At 64.8% G+C, this 23407-nt stretch carries 16 protein-coding genes; 11 read left to right on the plus strand and 5 right to left on the minus strand.

Annotated features, from left to right (window positions below; translation table 11 throughout):
* Positions 1-81: 81 nt before the first annotated feature.
* On the minus strand, positions 82-990 hold the full coding sequence (locus H6718_06255; GenBank protein ID MCB9584980.1) for a nuclear transport factor 2 family protein: 909 nt from the start codon (positions 988-990) through the stop codon (positions 82-84).
* A 121-nt stretch (positions 991-1111) separates the two neighbouring features.
* Here H6718_06255 and H6718_06260 point away from each other — a divergent pair, with 121 nt between their 5' ends.
* The 6 genes from H6718_06260 to H6718_06285 all read left to right on the plus strand — a co-directional run bounded on the left by H6718_06260 (position 1112) and on the right by H6718_06285 (position 6474).
* Positions 1112-1759, plus strand: coding sequence for a TetR/AcrR family transcriptional regulator (locus H6718_06260; protein MCB9584981.1), 648 nt, complete (start codon positions 1112-1114; stop codon positions 1757-1759).
* Between the two features lie 110 nt (positions 1760-1869).
* Positions 1870-3504 carry a Rieske 2Fe-2S domain-containing protein gene (locus H6718_06265; protein ID MCB9584982.1) on the plus strand — a complete coding sequence of 545 codons (1635 nt, stop codon included), beginning with the start codon at positions 1870-1872 and terminating at the stop codon, positions 3502-3504.
* 238 nt (positions 3505-3742) lie between these two features.
* Entirely contained in the window at positions 3743-4462 is a 720-nt protein-coding gene (locus H6718_06270; protein ID MCB9584983.1) for a hypothetical protein, read from the plus strand.
* A gap of 131 nt (positions 4463-4593) precedes the next feature.
* Positions 4594-5784, plus strand: coding sequence for an alpha/beta hydrolase (locus H6718_06275; GenBank protein MCB9584984.1), 1191 nt, complete (start codon positions 4594-4596; stop codon positions 5782-5784).
* A gap of 91 nt (positions 5785-5875) precedes the next feature.
* Positions 5876-6235 carry a hypothetical protein gene (locus H6718_06280; GenBank protein ID MCB9584985.1) on the plus strand — a complete coding sequence of 120 codons (360 nt, stop codon included), beginning with the start codon at positions 5876-5878 and terminating at the stop codon, positions 6233-6235.
* Positions 6214-6474, plus strand: coding sequence for a hypothetical protein (locus H6718_06285; GenBank protein MCB9584986.1), 261 nt, complete (start codon positions 6214-6216; stop codon positions 6472-6474). Before H6718_06280 ends, H6718_06285 begins: the two co-directional genes overlap by 22 nt.
* A 3-nt stretch (positions 6475-6477) precedes the next feature.
* On the opposite strand, the gene H6718_06290 is transcribed toward H6718_06285, so the two are convergent.
* On the minus strand, positions 6478-6837 hold the full coding sequence (locus H6718_06290) for a GFA family protein (protein MCB9584987.1): 360 nt from the start codon (positions 6835-6837) through the stop codon (positions 6478-6480).
* A 159-nt stretch (positions 6838-6996) separates the two neighbouring features.
* Between H6718_06290 and H6718_06295 the strand changes: the two genes are divergently transcribed.
* Complete coding sequence (locus H6718_06295; protein ID MCB9584988.1) at positions 6997-7398, plus strand: DoxX family protein; 402 nt, start codon at positions 6997-6999, stop codon at positions 7396-7398.
* Here the strand turns inward: H6718_06295 and H6718_06300 are convergent.
* The gene (locus tag H6718_06300) at positions 7385-8332 is read right to left on the minus strand and encodes a hypothetical protein (protein MCB9584989.1); all 948 of its coding nucleotides are present in this window, start codon (positions 8330-8332) and stop codon (positions 7385-7387) included. The two genes, H6718_06295 and H6718_06300, sit on opposite strands and share 14 nt — an antisense overlap.
* A 255-nt stretch (positions 8333-8587) precedes the next feature.
* Between H6718_06300 and H6718_06305 the strand changes: the two genes are divergently transcribed.
* Positions 8588-9931: a hypothetical protein gene (locus H6718_06305; protein MCB9584990.1), complete on the plus strand. Its 1344-nt coding sequence runs from the start codon at positions 8588-8590 to the stop codon at positions 9929-9931.
* A gap of 83 nt (positions 9932-10014) precedes the next feature.
* On the opposite strand, the gene H6718_06310 is transcribed toward H6718_06305, so the two are convergent.
* Both H6718_06310 and H6718_06315 read right to left on the minus strand, forming a co-directional pair.
* Complete coding sequence (locus H6718_06310; protein ID MCB9584991.1) at positions 10015-11526, minus strand: cellulose binding domain-containing protein; 1512 nt, start codon at positions 11524-11526, stop codon at positions 10015-10017.
* A gap of 290 nt (positions 11527-11816) precedes the next feature.
* Positions 11817-15239 (minus strand): tetratricopeptide repeat protein, encoded by a 3423-nt coding sequence (locus tag H6718_06315; GenBank protein MCB9584992.1) that lies wholly within the window; start codon positions 15237-15239, stop codon positions 11817-11819.
* A gap of 1182 nt (positions 15240-16421) precedes the next feature.
* Here H6718_06315 and H6718_06320 point away from each other — a divergent pair.
* The 3 genes from H6718_06320 to H6718_06330 all read left to right on the plus strand — a co-directional run bounded on the left by H6718_06320 (position 16422) and on the right by H6718_06330 (position 23346).
* The gene (locus H6718_06320; protein ID MCB9584993.1) at positions 16422-17447 is read left to right on the plus strand and encodes a hypothetical protein; all 1026 of its coding nucleotides are present in this window, start codon (positions 16422-16424) and stop codon (positions 17445-17447) included.
* A 158-nt stretch (positions 17448-17605) separates the two neighbouring features.
* Complete coding sequence (gene mgtE / locus H6718_06325; GenBank protein MCB9584994.1) at positions 17606-18991, plus strand: magnesium transporter; 1386 nt, start codon at positions 17606-17608, stop codon at positions 18989-18991.
* Between the two features lie 206 nt (positions 18992-19197).
* Positions 19198-23346 carry a hypothetical protein gene (locus H6718_06330; GenBank protein MCB9584995.1) on the plus strand — a complete coding sequence of 1383 codons (4149 nt, stop codon included), beginning with the start codon at positions 19198-19200 and terminating at the stop codon, positions 23344-23346.
* The last annotated feature ends 61 nt before the right edge of the window (positions 23347-23407 follow it).

Raw genomic sequence — 23407 nt, forward strand, 5'->3', positions numbered from 1 at the left:
CGCCGAGCCGCGGGAAGATCTTGCTGAGCACGAACGCTTCGCCAGCGGCGTCCAGGTCCGTTATCGCGTCGGAAGCGAAGGTCAGCGCCGACACGCGCGGGTAGGCGCGCTGGGCTTGGGACTCGAATGCACCAGCGCGAGCGGTGGCTCGAGCTCCGGTTCCTCTTGCTTCGCGGCAAACGGCTCGCGCCCGAGGGCCTCAGAGACACCCACCGCGTCCATGTAGTCCCGCGTGTGAACGATGTATCCGTCGCGCACCCGCAGCACCAAGAGGCCAGTTAGCCTCACCTGTTTCCCCGTGGCAATGATGGTCGCTTGGGCGCGCCACTGGGCAGTGACGAGCTCCGGGTCCGCGCCGTCGATCACGAACTCATTTTCGATGCGCTGGATCTCCAACGGGTGATTCGCCCAGCCGGCGCTGTAGGACTCCCGTACCGCCTCCCGTCCGAACAGCTTCTGTGGACGATTCGGGGTGGTGAAGCCAAACTCGTGCACGCCGTCTTCGGCGTACAAATCCGCTAGCGCGTCGGCGGACTTGAGCAGCATCGCCTGGTAGTAGTCGCTGAGCAGCGAGCGCGGCGAACCCACCGCATGGCGCTTCGCCTCCGCGAGGCCCTCCGGGTCGAGGTACTCACGGAAGCTCTGGATCTTGCCGTCCCGCGCTTCGAGCACGGCCACGCCGCTGACGCTGAACGGTCGCGCAACCGAGCCTGCGTTGCCTTGCACCTGGTACTCCGCGACCAAGCAGCCGTCGTCGTTCTGCTTGCAGCTGGTCACGCGAAAGCTCTGAGCGCGCAACGGCGAGCTATCCCAGGCCTGACTGGCGCGCTCGAAGATCGCCGACTTGCCGACGAATGAGAGCCCGGCAAACGGGAACTCCAGGCACGCGTCGTCGCTGAACAGCTCCGCAAACGCACGCGCATCTTTGCTGAGCGCGGCCTCCTGGAAGGCCTCGAACAATTCCTCGGGGGTTTTCGCTACGTCGCTCATGAGACCTCCCTGGTGACCGGCGCGGGCGCCGCCAGCGATGGCAGCTTAACGGAATCCCCATTCCGTTTAAATCCCAAATCGGAACCTCGACTCCGTTTAAGAGTTGGGCACAATGAAGGGGATGGCCAAAGCGGCTGCAGCAGCACCCACCAAGTCCGCGAAGAGCGGCGACAAATCCCCGCGTGGGGGTCGCCGTGCGGACGCTGTGCGCAACCGCCAGCACGTGCTCGAAGTGGCCCAAGCGGTGTTCGCCGAGCTGGGGCTCAGCGTGCCCATCGACGAAATCGCGAAGCGCGCGGGGGTCGGCGTTGGCACCGTGTACCGCCACTTCCCCACCAAGGAGGCGCTGTTTGGGGCGATCCTCCAGCACCACATGGAGCGCATTGCAGATCACGCCGAGGCGCTGATGGAGAAAGCGGACGCTGGCGCAGCGCTCTTCGAGTTGCTCCACACCATGGCGCGGGAGAGCCACAAGAAGAAGGACTTCATCCACGCTCTCGGCGGCTATCCGACGGGCGAGGTCAAGACCGCCAAGAAGCGCTTCGTCGCCGCCTTCGATGCCTTGGTCAAGCGCGCTCAGCGCGCCAAGGAGCTGCGCGCCGATGTCACCGCGGAGGATGTGATCATGCTCTCCAAGAGCGTGTTCAGCAGCGGCGAACAAGACGAAGCCACGCGCACCCGGCGCCTGGGCGTGTTGTTCGACGGCCTGCGAGCGACGGCTAGCGCGGTCAAAGCCGCGAAGCGCGCTGCCAAGACCCGCGGCTGTTGACGCGTCCACTGCGCTGCGGGTGACGCACAGGCGGCTGACTATTCGCCGCGCAACGCAGTGTCTCGCTACGGCGCCTTGTGTCGCAGTCCGGACCTCCGCACCCTCGGGCGATGTCCGAAGCTCTAGCCAAAGAACCCGTTCAAGTCGCGAAGTGGAGCGAGCTCGAAGATCGCAAGCCGGCGTACGCCCTGGTGGGTGACGTCGACCTCGTCGTGATCCGCTATGACGCCAGCGTCTCCGTGCTCTACGGCCGCTGCCTGCATCGCGGGGCCTTGCTAGCTGACGGATCCGTCGACGACCACGACAACCTGATCTGCGGCCTCCACGGTTGGGATTACCGCGTGGATACCGGCGTGAGTGCCTACAACAACCGTGAGGTGCTCACGAAATTCAGCGCCTGGGTAGAAGGCGATAGCGTCTTCGTGGATGGGGGTGAGGTAGCGGCGTTCACGCAGAAGCACCCGCAGCCCTACGATCGCAAGGTGTACCTCGGCCTGTATCAAGATCCTCACGGAACACCCCAAGAGCCGTATAACGGGCACATCCAGGAGCTAGCGCAGAACGGCTTGTCCAACGTCGGCCACCACGGCGAGACCAGCGCCATGGGCGTCGCGCTGACGGAGCTGCCGCGCTGGAAAGACATCCAGCTCTTGACGGCGCAGCTCTGGCGTCAGCCGTTGCTCGATGACGCGCCGGTGGGTACGCAGGTGGTGATCGGTCCCCGCGCAAAGAAGCCACTCGAGCTCAGCATGCCGCTCTTCGTCAGTGACATGAGCTTTGGTGCGCTGAGCGAAGAAGCCAAGACGGCGCTCGCGATGGGCGCCGAAGGCGCCGGCACCGGGATCTGCAGTGGCGAAGGCGGCATGCTCCCCGAGGAACAAGCCGCGAATAGCCGCTACTTGTACGAGCTGGCGAGCGCGAAGTTCGGCTGGTCCCTCGACAAGGTCAAGCAAGTGCAAGCCTTCCATTTCAAGGGCGGCCAAGGCGCCAAGACCGGCACCGGCGGGCACCTACCTGGGGTGAAGGTCAAAGGGAAGATCTCCGAGGTGCGCGGCATTCCCGAGGGAAACGCGGCGATCAGTCCCAGCACCTTCACGGATCTGCACACGGCCGAAGATTTCCGCCGCGTCGCCGATGAAGTGCGAGAAGCAAGCGGTGGCATTCCCATCGGCTTCAAGCTGAGCGCCCAGCACATCGAGCGCGACATCGACTTCGCGCTGAGCGCTAGCGCTGACTACATCATCCTCGATGGTCGTGGCGGCGCGACCGGTGCGGCGCCCGTGATCTTCAAGGAAAACATCTCCGTGCCCACCATGATCGCCCTGGCGCGCGCGAGGCGCCACCTCGATTCCATTGGCGCGAAGGACGTCACGCTCGTCATCACCGGCGGTCTCCGCACGGAAGGAGACTTCGTCAAGGCGCTCGCCTTGGGTGCTGACGCCATCGCCGTCGCAAACTCCGCGATTCAAGCCATCGGTTGCCTCGGTATGCGCGCCTGCCACACCAACAAGTGCCCCGTCGGTATCGCCACCCAAGATCCGAAGCTCCGCAGCCGGCTGAGCATCGAGCGCTCCGCCGCGCGCCTCACCAACTGGTTCAAGGCCACCACCGAGTTGATGCAGGTGCTCGCGCGCGCCTGCGGCCACGATCACCTCTCGAAGTTCGATCTCCACGATCTGACCACGTATGACCGTGATTTGGCGCACCTCACCGGAGTGCCGTACGCTGGCGTAACTCCGATTTAGGTGAGCTCGACGAGGCAGCGAATTGTGCCGCTTACATGGAGCGGGCGTATCAACGCGAGGACGCACCACCTCGCCTCGCACAAGCGCTACGGATGGCGCGAGAAGCCACACAGCGCTGAGACCCAACGCGCCGAAGTAGGCAGGCGCGCAGCTATTCGAGTGCAATGGGCCTCGAAACTCCCCGGACACACAACGAAAACCCCTAGCCTATCATTCCCGTGCGGAACTATTGCTCGAGATGATCCAAGCCGAGAGCAGCTACTTCCGAGCCACGCTTGACTCTCCCCCTGACTCTGACAAGCTGCCGGACGAACGCAGCGGAGGCTCCATCGAGGACCTTACCGCTGAGGGGGACACCGTGACGCAAGATTTTCTGGGACAACTCCAGGCAGCGCGGGCTTTTTCCGCACCGCGAGTGTTCCGCCGTATGCATGAGGAATCCGCACTCGACGGATTGCCTACGCTGGGTGACCGCGTGCAGTGGTGGTCGCTGAAGCGCATCGCCAAGTGGTTGCCTCCCACGAGCTGGAAAGCAGCGTCCGACGCCGTGCCCTTCGCTGAGACAGCGTCTGGAGAGCTGTGGTGCTGGTATCCGAGCTGGGCCACGGGCAACACTCCTCCCGTCGTGCTCGTGGCTCCCGGCGAGGAAACGCGGCTCTACGCGCCCACCTTCGAAGGCTTCCTGCTTCGTCAGCTGCTCGAGCTGCTCAGCAGCGCGACCAGCACGGAAAGCGACGCCGCGGAGTTCACCGCGCACGCCCGCAAGGCCGTGGACGCCGTGCGACCGTTCCTGCGCTCCAACTGGCTCGCTCTGCTCGCGGCCGTGCAAGAGCGTCCACCGCACCTCAACGAACGTACGGGTCACCTGCAGTTTCTGGAACCGGAAGAAGCGCGGGAGATCATCCAGCGGGAGCTGTCGTTCGAACGCATGAATCCCGGCCTCCTGCACGTGAGCTAGCGGCGCGAAGAGAGCGCTGCGCGCGTGCAGCGGGCGTGGCGCACACGCCTCGCCTGAGCGCTGAGAGCGGCGGCAATTCGTGCGTGATTTCGCGCCCGGGCCCTTGGTACGCAGCTTGCGAAGCAGGAGGTATGCAACGCCTCCTCACCAGCCTGGTCCTCGTTCCCCTGCTGGCGCTCAACGCCTGCTCGAGCAGTGACAGCTCGGGAACGAGCGCGGGAGGGATGGGTGGCAGCGCCGGCTCGGATAGCGGCGGCGCCGCGAGCGGTGGAGCTGCGGGAGCGAGCGGAAGTGCCGCGACGGGCGGCACTTCAAGCGCCGGCACCTCGAGCGGAGGCGCCTCGAGTGGAGGCACTTCAAATGGCGGCACCGGCGGTGTGGATCCCTACGCCGACCTCTACCTCGACGACCTCACGTTGCCTGCTGCTTCACCCGCTCCGTTCGACGTCCCGGACGGCACCGAGTTCTACTCGGACATTCCGTACGGCACCGACGCGCGCATGCGCTTTGATCTGTTCAAGCCTGCAGCAGCCGCCCCAACCCCGATCGTCGTCTTCATTCACGGTGGCGGATTCACCGGCGGCTCGAAGGACCAGTACGGCAACTCAGACGGCATCCGCAGCTTGCTCAACGCAGGCGTGGCCTACGCGAGTCTCGAGTACCGCGTGCTCGATGACGTCGACAGCGACGGTGTGATCAAGTGCTTGAGCGACAACCGTCGAGCTCTCAAGTTCATCCGCTACCACGCAAGCGAGCTCAACCTGAACGCCACCAAGGTCGTGTTACGGGGGGGCTCTGCGGGTGCCGGCACGAGCCTGTGGCTCGGCTTCCATGACGACATGGCGCGCCCCGACGCTGAGAGCCCGGTCGAGCATGAGAGCACGCGCGTACTGGGTGTGATCGCCAACAGCACCCAAGCGACCTACGACCTGCTGAAGTGGCAAACCGTGGTCTTCGCCCCGTACAACCTCGATCTGGTCCAAGTCACTGAAGACCTGGGCATGGAGCAGCGGTTGCTCTCCTTCTATGGCATGCAGACCATCGACGAGTTGCCCACGCCCGCCATCACTGCATACCGCGCGGAAGTAGACATGCTTGGCTTGATGTCCAGCGACGACCCGCCCTTTTGGGTGCACAACACCTTGCCCGAGAAGGTCCCGACCACGGTTGGGTCGCTCTACCACCACCCGTACCACGCACGGGCGTTGATGGATCGCGCGACCGAGGTGGGGGTCGAATCCGTTGGCTACATCGACGCACTCGGCGTCGCCGATGCGTCTGGCGAAACCGAGTGGCAGTTCGCGCTGCGCCGCCTGCAATAGCCCGGCAGTTTCCGCGTCGGATACCTTAATAGCTTCAACTCCAGGCGGGCTCACGTTGCGCCTGCGTCCCAGGTTCTGAGAACATGGGAACATGAGCGTGGGGTGGCCGAATCAACCGGGCGCGCCGGGTCAGCCGGGCGCACCGGGACAACCCGGGGGACCGCAGTGGGGCTACGCGCCGCCTCCACCGTTGGAGCCGCCGCGACCGAAGCAGGTCAAGGGCCCTCCACCGCCGCCACCGCGCCCCATTCGTTCAGGCGCGGTCGGCTGGAACGCAGGCTTCATGCTGATGTTCGGCACGATGTTCGGCGGGATCCCGATGATCATCTTCACGATCTTTGCCTTCACCATGCCCATGCCCTGGGAGGGCTGGATGCTTGATTACCGCGGGGTACCGGCGGTGGCCCAGGCGAAGAGTGCGCGCGGGACATGGCTTTTGCAGGGTTCTTGATCGCCCTTGGGCGCCGCCGCGTCTACAGGCACGGCACCGCAGCCCAAGCGCGAGTCCAAGAGGTGACCGCGTCCGCATCGAGTCAGAACGATCAGCGGGTGATGATCGCCCACTACTCCTTCCAAACCCCCCGGGGCGTATTCCGTGGGGAATGGAAGACAGTGAACCCGCCTGGGGTCGGTGAGGTGATCTGGGTGATCTACAACCCAAAGAACCCCAAGGCGAGCCTACCGGCTTAGCGATCAGTAGCTCTTGCCGTCGACCTGCTTGATCTTCAGCGCTCCAAGGTCGATATCGTCCAAGCAGCGCACGTTCACCGCCGCCATCACCTGGCCGCCAGGTCCGATTCCGCGCGCAAACGAGCGAATGCCGCAGTTCTTGCAGAACAGGTGATGGATCACGTTCTTGTTGAACTGATAGTCGCTGAGCGACTCCTCACCTTGCAACAGCTTGAACTGCGCTTCAGGGACGAACGCTAGCATCGTGCCCGTCTTGGAGCAGATGGAGCAGTTGCAGGTCATCACCTCGCCCAGCTCGAGCTGTACTTCGTACCGCACGTTGCCGCAGTGACAGCCACCTTGATACGTCTTCATGTCACTCATTCGTCGCTACCTCACCCCAACCCCAGGACCCTGCTTCGTCAACAATACGCGCCGCAGCTCACGGGTTTGGGGGTGAGGGTGTAACGCGGAACCCCTGCGCATCGATTGTAAAAGCGCGCCAAGCTTGCCACGCGCTGCGTGTGACCCTATGCGACGCGGATGCCGACACGTGCTCAGCTCGTCAGCGCCTACGTGATGGCGTTTTTCTACACCAGCGCCGGGGTGATGCACTTCGTGAACCCCAGCTTCTTCGTGCAGATCGTGCCGAGCATGCTCCCGTTCCCTCTGCTCATCGTCTATGTGAGCGGTGTGGCGGAGCTGACCTTGGGCGTCGGCTTGGCGCTCTCGAGGACGCGGCACTGGGCGGCGTGGGGCGTGGTGGCGCTGCTCGTCGCGGTGTATCCGGCGAACCTCTATCACTGGCTCGCCGGAGTGCAGGTGGATGGGATGCAGGTTCCCGGCTTCTATCATCCGCTGCGCGCGTTGATTCAGCTCTTGCTCATCGCCTGGGCGGCTTGGCTCGCCCGCAGCACGCGCCCAGTGAAGGTCACAAGCAGTTGAGCGTGACGTCCGGCTCTTTTCTGTGCGGATACACAAAGTGCGCCGCGTAGTCGAAGCTGCCCCCGCGCACCTCGAAGTCAATCTTTCCGTCCAGGGTGCCGCCACCACTCACCGTCTTGTACTCCATCGCCCAGTTGGTGACCGTCATCACCTGCCCGGTGGTGGACTGTGCGGCGACGTCAACTAGCTGCATGTCCATCGGACCATTGCTGAAGTAGACGCCCAGCTTGGTCGGCGGTGCGTAGAGCTGATAGCTCACCGTGCTGGCTTCCCGGGAGTCTCGCATCAGGATGCGCGTCTCAATCAGTACGTGCTCGCTCAGCGCGTTCGCGATTTCGTTCAGGTCGAGGTGTAGCTCACCGCTCGCGCCCCCTTCGAGACCGAGCAGCTCGGCGCCGTTCTGCGCGCCCTCGTAGGTCGCGTTCACCGTCGTCGTGGTCTCACCGCTGGTGTCGACGGACGCCTTGGCAGTGACGGTCGCCTTGGTGAAGTAGTTACCGAGCTGGAACACGTCGAAGTCGATCACGTCGCCGGCTTTGCCGAAGCTCGTATCCTTGCCGAGCGTCAGCGTGAGTTCCATCTGACTACCAGCGGCGTAGCGCCCCTCACCCACGTAGCGGAAGCCATCTGCCTCGGTGTCGTTGCCTGATGCCGAGTTGAACAGCACGCTCACCAAGGTGCTCACGAAGGCCATCGAGAGGCCTCCGCAGATCACCATCTCGTGGCAGCTGTCCTTGAAGTCGACCGCGAGCTGGAGTTCCGACTCGACCTGAGCGTTGGTGCACGACTCGAGGCCTGGGTGACTTGGATCATCCAGCGCGCTCACCGGCGCCGCGGGGTTCTCCGTGTCCTGCGGTCCCGTTGGGACGCACGCGCCCTGAGTCACCAAGCCGCACAGAACCAGCACCCCAAAACCAGTCTTCCAAAGTTTCATGTCGCCTCCAAAGTAAGCAAGTCGATCAGTCTACGACGCTGCCAAACGCGCTCTTCCCCGGTCAGGTTTGCCGAAGAGCGGCGCGCTACTACTGTGAATTTCAAGCCCGGTGTCCCTGACAGGGTTGTCATACCGTCTGGAAAAACAGCGCTTCATCCATGCCTCACTACGCCGCGCGGAAATGCTCTCCCCAGTCGCGTGAACGCAGCGTTTGTCGGCTTGCCAGCGGCACCGTCCCCCGCCTACATTCCCGCCATGAAAATCCCGCGCCGCTCCCTTACCCAGCTTTCGCGCTGCTCGATTGCCCCTGTCTTTGCAGCCCTCGTTCCATTCCTGTGTTTCGCCTGCGGCAGTGACGACGGCGGCTCAACAGGTTCCAAGGGCGCGGGCGCGGCAGGAGGCACCGGCGGCGCGGCTGGTTCGAGTGGCAGTGGCGGCGCGGGGGGAACCGGCGGAAGTAGCGGCGGTTCAGCCGGTAGCGGTGGGTCGACAGGCGGCAGCGGAGGCACGGCTGGCACCGGCGGCACCAGCTGTCACGCCACCGCGCCAGCAGATCACGCAGTGCTGCAGTTCGTCGTCTCGCATCCTTATGACGCAACCGGCGCACAAGCGCCGGTGTACGAACTGGTAGAGGTCGACGGTACGACGCTCACCCGCGGCTCGACCTTCGATCTCGGTCGAAATTTCCTTGGAGAAATTATCTTCACACCAGACGGTCAGATTGGCTTCGTGGCAGAGGACGACGGCAAGCTCGGCGTGTTCCGCCTCACGGCAAGTGGGGTGGAGGTGGTGCACGCGGCGTATGAAGGCGGGTTCTACGCAAGCGGCCTCGTGATGGCTCCAGACGGCTCATCGCTCTACATCCAGGACGGCAACTGGCGCGAGAACGGCGGCGGGATCTACGCCGTGGACATCGGCTGCGACGGCAGCCTGAGCAACGAGCGCAAGCTCGTGGACGCGAAGCTCCCCTACGGCTTCGCCTTCGCTCCGAACGATCCGAACACCGCCTACTCCTTCGCACGCGATCTCGGCGATTCGCCGACAGGAGAAGACTTCCACGTCCTCGCGTGGGGCAGCGCGCCGACGCGCACCGCTGGCACCACGGTCTTCAATGACGAAGAGGCCCAGGTGTCCACGCTGGTCGTGACCCACGACGGCAAGTTCGCGCTGATGGGCGACAACGCTGGCTTCAGCAGCGTCCCGAATCGTGTGGGCGTCGCCAAGCTCGGTGCGTCTCCCAGCATGGCCCAGGTGCTGAGCCCAATCGAAGACCCCATCGACATCGTGACCTCACCCTTCGACGACGCCGCGCTGGTAGTGTCAGGGTTCGGAGAAAAGCTCTGGATCTTGGACTACGACCCAACCGCCGCAGAACCCTTCAGCGTACGCGGTGAGGTAGCCTACAGCTCCGCTCCAGAGCTCCCCGCGTTCGCCGTGTCCATCGACGAAGGTCAGCACAAGGGTCGAGTCTTCGTCGCCGAGAATGGCGGGATCCGCATGCTGCGATTTGCTGCAGGCGGTCAGGTGACGGACGAAGGCGTGCTCGACTTCGGCGATGGCCTGACCAACGCCGTGGGCAGTATCGGCGTCGTCCCGTAGCTCCTCGTTTCCCATCCGGTTTTTTGGGGGTGAGGGTGAGACGCGGCGTCGGAGCACCGACGCCGCGTTTCTGTTGGACGCATTCAACAGTAGAGATTGTTCCCCGGGGAAACTCCTAGCAGGGCACAGAACTGCTCGTAGTAGCTCACCCGCGCCTGAACCTGGGCGGGGTTCCCGCCGTTGCACTCCAGGGATCCGTTGATGGTGCGGATCGTCTCAGCGAAGCTGCCGCCAACAATGCCGTTGTGAGCGGTCTGGCTGCCTGCGCCGGTTTGAGTCATCCAGAACCAGAGCCCCGTTTGCCAGGCGACCTTCGCGTCGCGCGCTACCAAGTCGGGGTCCGCTTGCAGGTTTAGCCCCAGGGCTTGACCCGCTGCGCAGTAGTTGTAGTTCCAGCTCAGCTGAATCGGGCCGCGACCGTAGTAGCGTTTCCCTGGGGCACAGGGGCAGCCCGGGCTGGGCGTACAATACTCGCCCTTGGCGATCTCTTCGATGTACACGAGCTCCCCCGTCTCGTGCGCCATGTTCGCCAGGAACGCCGCGACCTCCCGCTTCTTCGTGGTGTCGTCTCCGGTTCCGGCGAAGCTAGGATAGGTCGCAGTGGCGCTGACCAGGTCCCAGTAGGTGTAGAAGCTGTTCCGGTTGGGGAACATGGCGTTGAACTGACTCTCGCTGATCAGAGCCGAGAAGCCAGTGCTACCGCTGCTGCCACCAGAACCGCCGCTGCCACCAGAACCACCGCTGCCCGTACCCGCGGTGCCGCCGCCTGAACCGCCGCTGCCTGCCGTGCTACCACCGGAGCCACCGCTGCCGCCTGCGCCACCGCTGCCGCCTGCGCCACAGGACGCGACCTCGTCCCACGCGTCCTGCCAGTAGAGACCAGTTCCCGGCTCGTAGCCACGGATCCCGCACCAGCCAGAGAACGGGAAGGGCTTGCACTGGAAGTAGCGCCCCACGTTCTCCACCACATCACCCGCGCCATAGCTCGTTCCCGCGCGGAACGGCTCCGCGCTGCATCCCGCGCCACCACCTGAACCGCTGCTGCCGCTGGCTCCGGCGCCAGACCCTCCGGCTCCACCGCCGCCGGTCGTGCCACCGCTCGCCCCGGTGCCAGCGCCTCCACCAGAGCCTCCTGCGCCGCCTTGACCGCCGCTTGGGTTCGACCCGCTGCACGACTCACCGTTGAGCCAGAACTCGCTCGGCAGGCCATTGCTCCCGCTCGTGGACGCGGTGAAGCCGAAGCTCTTCGACTCCCCTCCCCCGATCCGCCCATTCCAGCTCACGTTCTCGGCACTGACCGCCGCCCCGGATTGCGACAGCGTTGCATTCCAGTCGCTGGTCACGCGCTGGCCGCTCGGGAAGTCCCACTCGAGCACCCAACTCTGCTTGGCGCTGCCCTTGTTGGTCAGCGTGACGTTCGCCACGAAGCCACCATTCCACTGGCTGCTCACCTCATACTGCACCTTGCAGGCAGCGCTCTCGACGACCAACGGACGTGTTGCGCTCCCCACGGGTTCGCCCTCAACACACCCAAGCGGGAGCAAACCTGCGACGAGCAGCGCAAAGAACCGACGATTGGCTAGCATCTTGTGCATCGAACGACCTCCGCCGTTCAAGCTAGCGACCCCGACGGAGCGGACCTGTCCGAAACCGCTCAGAGCGGGGGTTCAAAGCCGTTCGCGCAGGGATGACTTGGTTCCGCTAGGATCCGCCAGATCCGAGGCGCAGAGCCCCATGAGCGACCACATCGCTCAACGCCATGTGCGTTCGGCGCAAACGTGGTGCAAAATCTCACTCGTGATGTCGATTTCGAATCGCGAACCAAAACGGCTGATAGAAAGCCACCCACATCCGGGCGAACGGGAGTCGGTCGCGAAGGATTGGATCAGCGCAAGCGGGCTTGCGCTTCGCGATTCCCAGGCTCTACCTGCAGCGCCTTCGTGTACGCATCTTTCGCAGAGGCCTTGTCACCGAGATCGGTTTGGATGTCACCCAGGAGCACCCAATAGCTACCGCTCTTGGGGCGTTGAACCACGAGCCACTTGGTCCAAGCGAGCGCTTCCTTCTTGCGGTTCCACCGCTCGAGCACTCGCGCCAGGCCTGCTGCGGCTTCGATGCGCCTTGGCGATAGCAACACCGCACGGCGATAGAGCCGCTCAGCCCGCGGGTAGTTGCGCTGGCGAAACGACTGGTCCGCTTTCGTCTGATTGATGTGCGCGAGGCTCTCGATTTGAGCGACATCGCCAGCCTCGATGTCGGCTGCTTTGAGCCACTCAGCCTTGGCCTCTTGGTAGTGGCCGGACAAGGCCAGGGCGTCGCCATAGAGCTGCCGCGAGTCGTCAACGTCGTCGTTGATCGCTTGCTTCAGATAGGTCGCGGCCTGTTCGCCGTCGCCCTGCATCATCAGCACGAGGCCTAACCCGCTCATCGCTCGCGTTTCCTCGGGGGAAAACACGAGCGCCTGGCAGTAGGCGCGCTGGGCGCGTGGCAGGTCTCCGGCTACGATTGCGCGCTTCCCGCGTTCAATCTCGCGCAGCGAGGCGCCCTTTCCGCCTGCCTCCGGGTCCTCTGCGGCGAGCGCTTGCTTGCACGTCTTGGCCTTGATTTGGATTGGCGTGGGCAAGCCCGATGCGTCACCCCCGGAGTCACTCGGCGGCGGCGCGGCCTCGGCAGGCTCCGGCTGTGGCATCTCGGCTTCCGCCGCCTTCGGCTCAGCGGACTTAGACTCAGGCGGTTTGGACTCGGTCGTCTTGGGCGCAGCCTGCTTCGCCTCGGTCTCGGTTGGTTCAGGTTTCGCTTCTGGCTCGGCGGGCGCGGGTGCCGTTTCCGCGGGCGTCGCCTTCGTCGGCTCGACGGCGCTTGCGGGCTCCTCCCGCTGTAGCGGCACGCTGGCGAGCGCTTTTGGCTCCGGCTTGCCCTTGCTTCCGAGGGCGATTGCGAGAATGAGCAGGAAGCACAGCGCACCCACGCCAGCCCCAACGCCGATCATCAGCTTCTGCCTGCGCCCGAGGCCCGGCTTTGGTGGTGGCCGCAGGCTGAGATTCGGCCCTGGGAGGTCCTCCGAGCCATCGCTCAGGTTGGGGACCGGCAAGTTCGGAGCCGGCCGCGCTCCTGGTAGCGGTGGCGCCGCCAGCGCGCTCGCGGCTGCCTCGGGGAAATGGTTTTCGACGGGCGGAGCGATCAGCTGAGTGCTGTTCAACCCCGCTGGCTGAGTGCCGACCCGCGGCAGCGCCGGTGGAAAGTCGGTCGGTGGAGGTGCAGGGATGGACTCCGGGATCGGCGGCTCTTCAGACTCTGCCAAGCCCAGCGCGACGTCGACTGTCGACATCAAGTTGGTCGCGTTGCTCGCGCGCCCTGGCTCGACGTGTACGCGACCGGAGCCGATGTTCAGCAGCGCCGCCAACGCCTGGGGCCCTTCCAAGCGAGCACCGGCCTGGGTGAATCCCACGGCGCCTGCGATCAGGTTCTGGGCGATCGACACCTGCACGTAGTACCGAGGATTCCGCACGGTAACACGCAAAGCCTGCTCTGTGGTCAGCGCCCGTACCAAGCGCGCGGGCCCGAGGGCTTCCAGTCGGGTGTCGAAGGCTTCCTCGGTCGCCAAACGCGTAGAGATCAGCCGCTCCGGCTCCGCCAGCCCAGCCAGGCGATTGAGCAACACGGATGTGTTGGGGACACCACGCTCTTCGGACCAGAGCTCGTCCCAGTGCACGACTAATAGCGATGCCCAGCGCAGTCGACGATGCTCGCGCATCATCTTGACCAGATGGTAGCCGGCGCCTTGGAGCTGATTGTCTCCGATCACCAGGACCATCGGATCCAGCTGCCGCAAACGCCCGAAGTGGGCCGCGGAAGGCTCCAAATCGGTCACCACGACCTGCGCGCCGTGAGCCCGCAGCTCCTGAGCAACCGCATCAGCGCGTGCCGAGTCGTCGTCAGCGAGGATGATCCGCAGGCCCGTGACATCAGCCGCAGGAAGCTCGTCCTCGAGGTCCGCGGCGAGCAGCTCCACGGTTCCCATCGCGCGCTCGTCGAACTCGTAGAGCAGCGGCTCCGCGACCTCGATCTGGCTGCGCACGCGGGTCACGAACTCGTCGATCAGCGTTGCCAGGGGACGTCCGCGACCCAGCACCAGGCGCACGCCTTCGCGCTCGCCTTCCTGTTTCACCGACAGGATTCCGCTGCGAAGCTCGTGGGCCAACGTGTCGACCAGCTCGTTGAGCGTTGCTTCGCCGACTCGCCCCAGCGCGTCACCGCGCTCGGGGATTTCACGCACCAGCTCGGAGATGCGCTCCGCCAACGTGCTCACGCTGGCGCTCTTCGGAATCACCGCAGCTGCGCCGTGACGGAACGCTGCCAAGCGCGCCCCGAGATCGGGATCGTCGGTGACCAGCGCCACGGGAACCACGGAGCTGAGCGGCGAAGATGCCAGCTCATCCAAGAGCGCTCGCGTCTCTTGCCGACCGCCATCACCCATCAGCACGACAAGGTCGGGCGCCGCCACGGTAACCGCTGGAACCACGGTCCCCGCTTCCGCCGTCTCCGCAAACACGGACTGGCGCCCCAGGGCCTCCGAGAGCGCCTCGCGTAGCTCGTCGCTGAACCCAACCAAGAGCACTGCGGGCTCAGCAGTTCCGTCGGGAACCGATGGCGTCTTGCGTCTTGCTCCGGACTTCTCCCGCGCGAGGCTCTGCAGATCCACCCGCCGCGTGGGCGCCTCGTCGTCGAACGCGTCGGGATCATCCGCGGGGGGGCGTGCTTCATCACCGAGCGGCGGTAGCTTCAGCTCGAGCCCTTTGGGCCTCGGCCCTGGCCGCTCAGCCAGTGGCTTGATGCTCGTAATGGGAACGGCTTTTACGTGGGTTGGTTCGTCATCCAACACCGCCAGGTCGGCGGGAGGTGAAATCGTTTCCGCGGCGTTCGCATCGTAAGCATCCTCGATTGGACCCCCAGCCGCCACGGCTGCGGGTGTCGCGGGCGGGACGATGGGAGTTGCCAAGGCAGGCGGCTTTGCGCCCGAGTTGGGCAGGACGAGCGCTCGGTCAAAGGTGCTCGAGCTGGGCGCCGGGATCACGGCGGTCTTTCCCAGATCCGTCTTTGGAGCGATGACTGCCGTCTTCCCGAGGTCCGCCTTCTCAGGCAGGATCGCCGTCCGCCCTAGATCGACTTTCTTTTGCGCCCCGCCCGACGCCCGGTTCCGCGGGGGAATGAGATCCGGAGAGACGCGCGCGGGCGGCGGCGGACGCTTGGGAGGAGGCGGGGGCACAGCGATCACCTCCGCCGGTTCTGGTTCGGGACTCGACGGCATGCGGGAAGGCCGCGCACCGCTTGGCCCCGGAATTCCAAGCAGAGTCTTCTGGGGCGCGCGGCGCGGGGCCGCTGGGAGCGACGCACGATGCGTCCCAGACCCAAGTCCAGAATCGTCTGGTCCCTTTGGACCTGGACGCGGGATCTTCGGACGGGGGTCGGCCATCCCTCCCATTCTTTCTCAGCGGGCGCCAGTGAACCAGCCCTGAAGCGTGAAAGCATTGAGGTTCGAAGTGCTTAGGTAAGTCGATCCCATGGCTGCGACGTGGACGGCGCTGTTCGAGCGTCCGTGGTTCGAGCGTCCGTGGTTCGAGCTGCCGTGGAAATTCGCTGCGGCTCGCCGAACAGCACACACGCGCCGCTCGTCTACTACCTGCGCGCGCGTGCACCACCGTGCTGGTCGATGCTGTTTTCTCGAGCCTGAAGAACCTTCCACTGCTCCACCAGTCCAGCGGCATGCTTCCGTGGATCGCAGCGATCACCGGGTGCGTGCGCCGTTGGCTGTGAGAGCCGGGCCTGCCATGCGCGCTGCATCCAGGAGTGGGGGCTGATGCACGCCAGTATTGGGTCCGGCGAATCAAGCTGGGCGTCAAGCGAGCGCCAACGCTCTTTGATGATCAACCGTCGTGCTGATCAACCGGCGTGCTGGCCAAGCGTGCACTTCGCAGAAGATCTGAGGCTCACTCACGCGCGCAGTCGCGAGGGCGGCAATTCTCGCACTGAAACACTTGATGCACGGTGGCTTTTCCCTCAAGGGAAACGCAGCGCGAAGGGTGACGTCAAGAGCTCGAGCGGTGCGCTCCTGGGCGGCGCACCCTTCCGTTCGGTGGCTGTCTCGAATGGCGCTTGGGTCGGGTCGCTGCGAAGCAACGCACCTCCCCCCCAAACCCCGCAAGGTGTGCCGGAAGCGCCAGAAACGCCTCCTCCGGGTGGTAACGGCCATTGTCGGACGCGGGAATCTGTCGGATTTTGTGCTGCCTGGCCGCGCGCTGCCGAATTCCGCGGGTGCCAGAGAAAAACCTGAGGTCGAAGTCAGTTTTCCGGGATGTGTCGGGCGTGATAAGAACGTCGTTCGCGTTCGACTCGCATCTGAAAAGACCCGAGCCGGACGACGACGAGGTTGGGCGACACACCGGGGCGCATGCACTGGGCTTTCTCAGGCAGCGAACCAATGGAGACGACGATGAAGCTTAAGGTTGTTGGGTTGGCTTGCTTGGCAGTTGGGATGAGTCTGAGCGCGTTCGGCTGCTCCAGCGACAGCGAGGGCGGAGGAAGCGCGGGCAACGGCGGTAGCGGCGCGAGCGGCGGGACCGGAAACGTCGGTGAGTGCATGCCCAAGGCTGCTGAGTGCTACGTCGATGGCCCCACGGGCCCAGGCGCCGAGTGCCTCGCGAAGGCAGACAACTCCAGCTCCGACGTCTGGACGGGTCGCTTCTCATACTTGAAGATCGACAAGCCCGCAGCCCTCGCCAACAAGCTGATTCAAGAGGTCGTCGTCAACAAGGGCATCGGCCTGAATCAAGAGGCCTGCAACGAGACCGGCGATGGCACCTTCACCTGGCTCATCGAGTTCGACTCGAAGGCGGGCAAGCTGAAGACGGGTGGTGGCGATCCCATCACGGATCCCAAGGCGGGCGCGTGCTTCGTCTCGATCCCCAACTCGAACCCGGCGCTCGACGTGAAGCCCGCGCAGGTCGACGTGACCGTCGACGACCAAGGCAAGTTCGGCGCGTCCGTGGACGGTGTCGTGGTGCCGATCTTCCTGGACGTCGCCAAGACGAAGGTGATCTTGCTGCCGCTACACGGCATCGACTTCGACGGCACGTTCAGCGCCGACCACAACTGCGTAGGCAAGTACAACGGCGACCAGTTCACGTCCGCAAACTTGTGCCTCCCGGACACCACCGCCGGTGAGACGACGTGGACCACCGGCGGTCACCTCAAGGGCTACATCACGATCGAGGAAGCCGAGGAAGTCTACATCGACGACCTGAGCACGAGCCTGTGCGCGCAAATCGCAGGTGCTGACTGGAAGGGCATGCCCGACGGCAAGTGCTCTGATACGGACGCTTGGAAGAACGGCGAGCGTCCCGAGGGCGACTGGTGCTCGACGACGAACGCCGCGGCGACTGCTGATTGCAAGGACGCATGGGCACTCGAGGCTGGGTTCGCGGCGTCTGCCATCAAGATCAACGGCGACTGTCAGTAGCGATTTCCAGCCACGGCTGACCACCCGTGAATCGAGCGAGCGTCGTCTCCGTTTGGAGCGGCGCTCGCGGCTTTTTGTAGCCAAGACGCACGCGTGTCTTTTTTGGACGCCCCGCTTGGCAGGATCCCAAGTGCGTGACTTCGTGGTAGAGGCGCGCGATGCAGCTGGCACGGCTCATCGGTCCGGAGCTGAAGGCGCTCCTCGAGGAGAGCCCGGCGGAGCTGCAAGAGCTGCTGGACGACATCCACCCCGAAGACGTCGCTGACGTCATCGAGGAGCTGGAGCGCGACCACGCCGCCAAGGTGCTCGAGAGCCTGCCGACGGAGTACGCCGCCCAAGTCTTCGAGCGCCTCGACGACCCGGTGCAGGAGTCGCTGGCCGAGGCAATGGGTGTCGAAGTCGCCGCGGAGCTCGCGGTGGAGATGGACACCGACGACCTAGCGGACTTCGTCGACGATCTCCCCCCGGAAATGAGCCTGCCGCTGATCAAGCGGCTCGAGGAGCTGGACGCCGAAGTCGCTACGGAAGTGCGCGAGCTACGTCAGTGGCAGGACACTTCCGCGGGTGGTCTGATGACCACGGACTACCTCTGGGTGGAGCCCGGCCTCACGGTGCAGGGCGCGATGGAGGAAATCCGCAAGCAAGCCGTCGACGCCGAGACGCTGGACGCGATCTATGTGGTCGACAGCGAAGACCTGGTGAAGGGCTACTTGCGGATCCGTGACGTGCTCCTGGCGGACCCGATGGCGAAGGTGGAAGAGGTCATGCGCCTCAACCTGATCAGCGTGCCGCCCGAGATGGACCAGGAGGACGTCGCGCGTACCCTGGGGAAATACGACATGAACACCCTGCCCGTGGTCGACGAGCGAGGTGTAATTCTGGGCGTCATCACGGCGGACGACATCCTAGACGTCTTGGCCGAGGAGCAGAGCGAAGACGTCCACAAGATGGGCGCCATCGACCCCCTGAGCGAGACGTATTTCGAGACGTCGCTGTTGACCTTCGTCAAGAAGCGGGCGCCCTGGCTGCTGGTGCTGTTCGTCGGCGGTTTCTTCACGGCAACGGCGATTCAACACTTCGACGGGGTGCTCGCCTCGATCGCTCACTTGAGCTTCTACCTGCCGATGTTGATCTCGGCGGGAGGCAACTCCGGCTCTCAGTCTTCAACGCTGATCACCCGCGGGCTTGCGGTGGGCGATGTGCACCATCGCGACTGGTGGCGGGTCCTCGCTAGAGAGCTCAGCCAGGGGCTGATCCTCGGCGGTACTCTCGGCGCCGTCGGGGCGCTGCGGGTGGTTGTCGCGGGGGAGAACTCCACGTTCGCGTTGCTCGTCGCGGTGACGCTAGTCTCCATCGTCGTGATGGGGTGCGTGGTTGGCGGGATGATGCCGCTGCTCTTGAGCCGGATTGGCCTCGACCCGGCGACGAGTTCGACTCCGTTCATCGCCACTCTGGTCGATGTCTTGGGCATCATGATCTACCTCGGGCTCGCCCGCTGGCTCCTGCTCGAGAGTGGCATGGCGGCGTTCACGGGCAGCGGATAGCGGCCCGCGTCAGAGACCGCTCCGCGTTCAGGCTCGGCGCTCCCAGCGCTCAGCATAATGGCCTTTTTCAGGGGGTTTGGGGGGAGGTGCGCCGTTTGTAAACAGTTCGGCCAGCCACACACATCCGTGTACAGTGTGCACGAGCGTTGACATCCCTGGGTACACCCAGAAACTTTCAGCCAGAAACCCCGCGCCAAGCCCCTCGTATGCCCACGCTTTCCTCGAGCATCGTCAAGCATTCCGTCGCCACGATGCGCGAGGTCGAAGACGCACTGGCGAGGCAGGTGCTGTACGGCGGTGACTTGCTGACGAACCTCCTGGAAATCACCCAGGTGGACGAAGGTCAGTTACTGAACCTGCTGAGCCAGCTCCACGGCCTGCAGCCGGCGCCACAAGGCACGCTCCCTCGCGCCACCGCGGAAGCGCTTCGTCTCTTGCCGAGCGACGTTGCGAGCCGACACGCCATCTATCCTCTGGACGAGCAACCGGGCGCTCTGGTGGTGTGCGTTGCGGGGCCGCTACCGGAAGACGTGGAGAGTGACCTCGGCTTCTTGCTGGGTGTCCGGCTGGAGCAGCGGGTCGCGCCCCGCGCGCGCATCGCTCAAGCCATCGCGAGGGACTACGGCGTTCCCATCGATCGCCGCTCGGCCCGCATCGTAGCGCGGCTGGACGGAGAGCCGGATCCGCACCCAAGCGAAGGGCCGCCAGCGATCGACCTGCCCCTGAATTTCGCGGACGTACCCCGGCCACCTTCCGTGCCGCCGATCGCGTTCCCCCCGGCCACGGAGCTGCCATCCATACCGCCCCCCAGCGCAGCTAGCGACATCCACGAAGCGCAGACGGACAACGTCCCTGAAGTCGCCCTGCGCGAGCTGGTCAAGCAAAGCCAGCCGCCGCCGCCGCCAGATTTCCCCGAGGAAAAATTCGAGGTGCCGTCACTGCGAGTCCCCGCAGGTGCGCCGAGTCTGCCCTCGCCCCAAGCTGCTCTGGAGGAACAGTCTCCGGCAGAGGCGAACCACCTCGACTTGTTCGGCCCCACCTCGGTCGAACCCGAGACCACCATCTTTCGCGCGTCGGATCCGCCAGCTCCCCCGGAGGCCAAGGAGGAGGCGACTGCCAAGCCAGACGAGCCGAAAAAAGGCAACGAAGAGAACCAGCGGACGCAGCCCTCGCTGCGGGTGCCGCCGTTGTCCACCGAAGATCACCACCCCAACGTCTCGGTGCAGCCATCAGTACATCCACCGGAAGCTGCACCGCCGGAGGCTGCACCGCCAAGAGCTGCTCCGGCCAACGCCACCGAGGCCCCTGCTGCTGCTCAGCCAGTCGCTCCTGAACCCAAGTTCGAAGAAGCGCCTGACGATGCGCCGCCGGTTTCCATCGGACCTTCCCCCAGTGAGAGGCTGGCAAACCTTGGACGCGACGTGGAACGCTGGAAGGCGGCGGAGCCCAAGGCGCGGCGACGCGGCCCCTACACGGCAGCCGAAGCCGAGCAGGATCTGATCGACGCTGAGTCTCGGGACGACGTCCTCTCGGCGTTCTTTGACTATTCAGCGCAGTACTTCGAGTACACGGCGTTGTTCGCAGTACAGGGAGACCTCGCGGAGGGTCGCAACGCCAGCGGCCCCGGCGCGACCACTGCGGAGGTGCGCGGGATTGGTGTACCCCTAGATCTCCCTGGCATCTTGCGCAGCGCGAAGCAGGCAGGCGCCCCGACGCTCCAAGCCCTCGCAGGCGACGGTCTCGACAGGAGCCTTTCCGAAGACCTCAAGCGCCCAAGCGAAACCGCGAAGCTCGCCATCCCTGTTTCCGTACGTAAGCATTGCGTGTTGATCCTGTACGGCTGCGAGGGCAACAACGACGTGCAGCTGGATGCGGTCGGGCAAGTCCTGGCGTTCTCCCCGCTAGTGAGCCAAGCCCTCGAGCGCGTGATCCTGAGGCGCAAGCTAGCAGTGCGCCGCGAGGTCAAACGAGAGATCCCAACGGGGCTCGCGCGTCTCGCCGAAGCGCGCAAACGAGAGCGCGCGGAACAGATCAAAGATCAACCGAGCCCAGAGGTGCGGGCATCGGCCCTCGTCTCGGCGCTGAGCGGTGACCCGAAGAAGCGAGCGAGCCAAGCGCCCGCAGGTGCAAGCACCCTGGCGCCCCCTCTCGCTGAAACAGCGCGTCCGGAGCGCGAGCTACTCGAGCCAGTAGAAAACCAGGTTCGCACTCAGGCGCCGGCGAAGCCGGTTTCTCAGCGTCCAACCGCGATGGTTCCACAATCAGTCGCGGAAGAGCTCGCGGCGTCATTTCCCGATCCGGTCGATGCGCCAGCAGATGTCGACCTCGCAAAGACCCAGGCCTCTGTAGCGTCGGAGCCACCGCCGAAGAGCGCCGACCTCACCAAGACTCAAGCCTCCGAACCCCCGAGGAAACAGGACCTCACGAAGACCCAGGCGTCGGAACCCGCACCGAAGCCAAATCTCGTGAGTGTGGTGAAGCCGGTCGCACCGGAACCTCCCGTCATCGACCTGGCCAAGACCCAAACGTCTGGACCAGCGCAAACGCCAGACTCCGCCGAGCCGGAAGCGAAGGCAGATCTCGCGAAGACCCAAGCGTCTGAGCCTCCGCAGAAGCGGGCCGCAGCGAAGCCCGAGACGGACCTTGCGAGCACGGGAGCCTCCGACTCTCCACGCCCCCCGGCTGACCTCGCAAAGACGCACGCGTCAGCCGAAGCTGAAGCCAAGCCACAATCCATTGCTCCGAGTCGGACCATCGTCATTGGCCCGAGCTCGACCGAGCGGGACGCCAGCCCCCCAACGATCACGAGTCCAACCCGAGAAGGGCGTGAGGACTCGGGTGAGCAAGAGCCGATCCCCCTCAGCGTCAACAAGCGTTCAAAAGCAACGGCGGTACTGGGCACCCTGGCGCACACTCAAGCCTCGGCAAAGCCAACCGACTTGAAGGCCGCTGACACGGGGGAACGACGCACCAGCACACCACCCCAAGGGACGCCAAGCTCGGTTTCGCAACTAGCGCGCGCGAGGCGCGAGGTCATGGCTCCGAACAGTCGACGCGTGCCGGCCCTGCTCGAGCAAGAAGCGAAGGCAGACAAACTACCTGAGAAGCCCAAGAAATCGATTCCGCGAGGCAAGACGCTTTCCTTGGGCTCGGTGGGCGAAACCGAGATCCAAGAGACTCCCCCAACGCGGCCTAGCGAGCCTCCGGTGTTTCCGCTCACCCGGCGTTCCGGCGGCAAGATGAAGGTCGCAGAGGCCGTCGAGTACGAGGCGGAGCACAATACTGACCCCGGCATCGGCAGTCAGCCGCTCCCGACCCCTTCGCACGAGGAAGGTCCAGAGATATCAGTGAGCGCGGTCGATGAGCGCGTGAGCTACCCAGACGAAGAGTTCCTCGACGAAGCACCGCTGGCCGCGTCTTCTCGCCGTATGTCGGTGGCGCCCTCCGCGCTGGTGTCTCGTCACGACTCGGTTCACCTACCGAAGGTAATCGTCAACGAGTCGGACACGCACGACCTCGTACAAGACCTGATCGCGGGCAACGAGATCGCCTTCGAAGCAATCGTGGAAGACGGCAAGCGATCTCTCGGTGCGCTGTTGGCGGCATTTCCCGGGCCAATCCATGCGGAACAGAAACCCGTGGGCTCTGACGGTCCCATCCGCGCCAGCGAGTGCGGCCCGGTGCTCAAGGCGCTCGCTGCAATCGGCCAAGACGCGGTCGGCTTCGTCGCCGTTCGTACTCAAGACCGCGATCCGGTTGTCCGTGGTTGGGCCACGCGATTGTTGGGGGAGATGCCCTGTGGCGAGTCGGCCCGCAACGTGGGCCGACGGGTGACCGACAAGGATCCGGACGTAAGACGCGCGGCACTGGCAGCCGGGCGCATGTTGCTCTCGGACGAAGCTTCCCGTAGCGAGCTCTTGCGAACCCTGATCCAATTCGCCGGAGATGCGCGCCAGAGCGAGGACGCAGCGCACGCGGCGATCGAGATGTTGGCCGACCTCAGAGAAGGTCGCGCGGTGAGTCCGCTGATCGACCTATTGAACAGCGAGTACACCGACATCGCGAAGAGCGCGCAATGGGCCCTTGTCGTGCTGACCCGGCAAGACTTCGCACAGGATCAGGCGGGGTGGAAGAAATGGTGGGCAGCCAATTCCTCGCGGCACCGCATTGAGTGGTTGATCGACTCGCTTCTCCACGAGGTGCCGGAGATTCGCCGAGCCGCAGGTGATGAGCTGAAGAGCCTGACGAAGGAATACTTTGGCTACTACGACGACCTGCCGCGAGCGGAGCGCGCCAAGGCACAAGCCCGCTACCAGGAGTGGTGGGAGTCTCGCGGCAAAGCCCGGTTCCGCTAACGGCAGACGCGCATAAGCGCTCTGGCTGTCCCTCGGCCTAGCGTTCGAGCGACCAACCCCG

The sequence above is a fragment of the Polyangiaceae bacterium genome, from assembly GCA_020633205.1.
Lineage (GTDB): Bacteria > Myxococcota_A > Polyangia > Polyangiales > Polyangiaceae > JAHBVY01.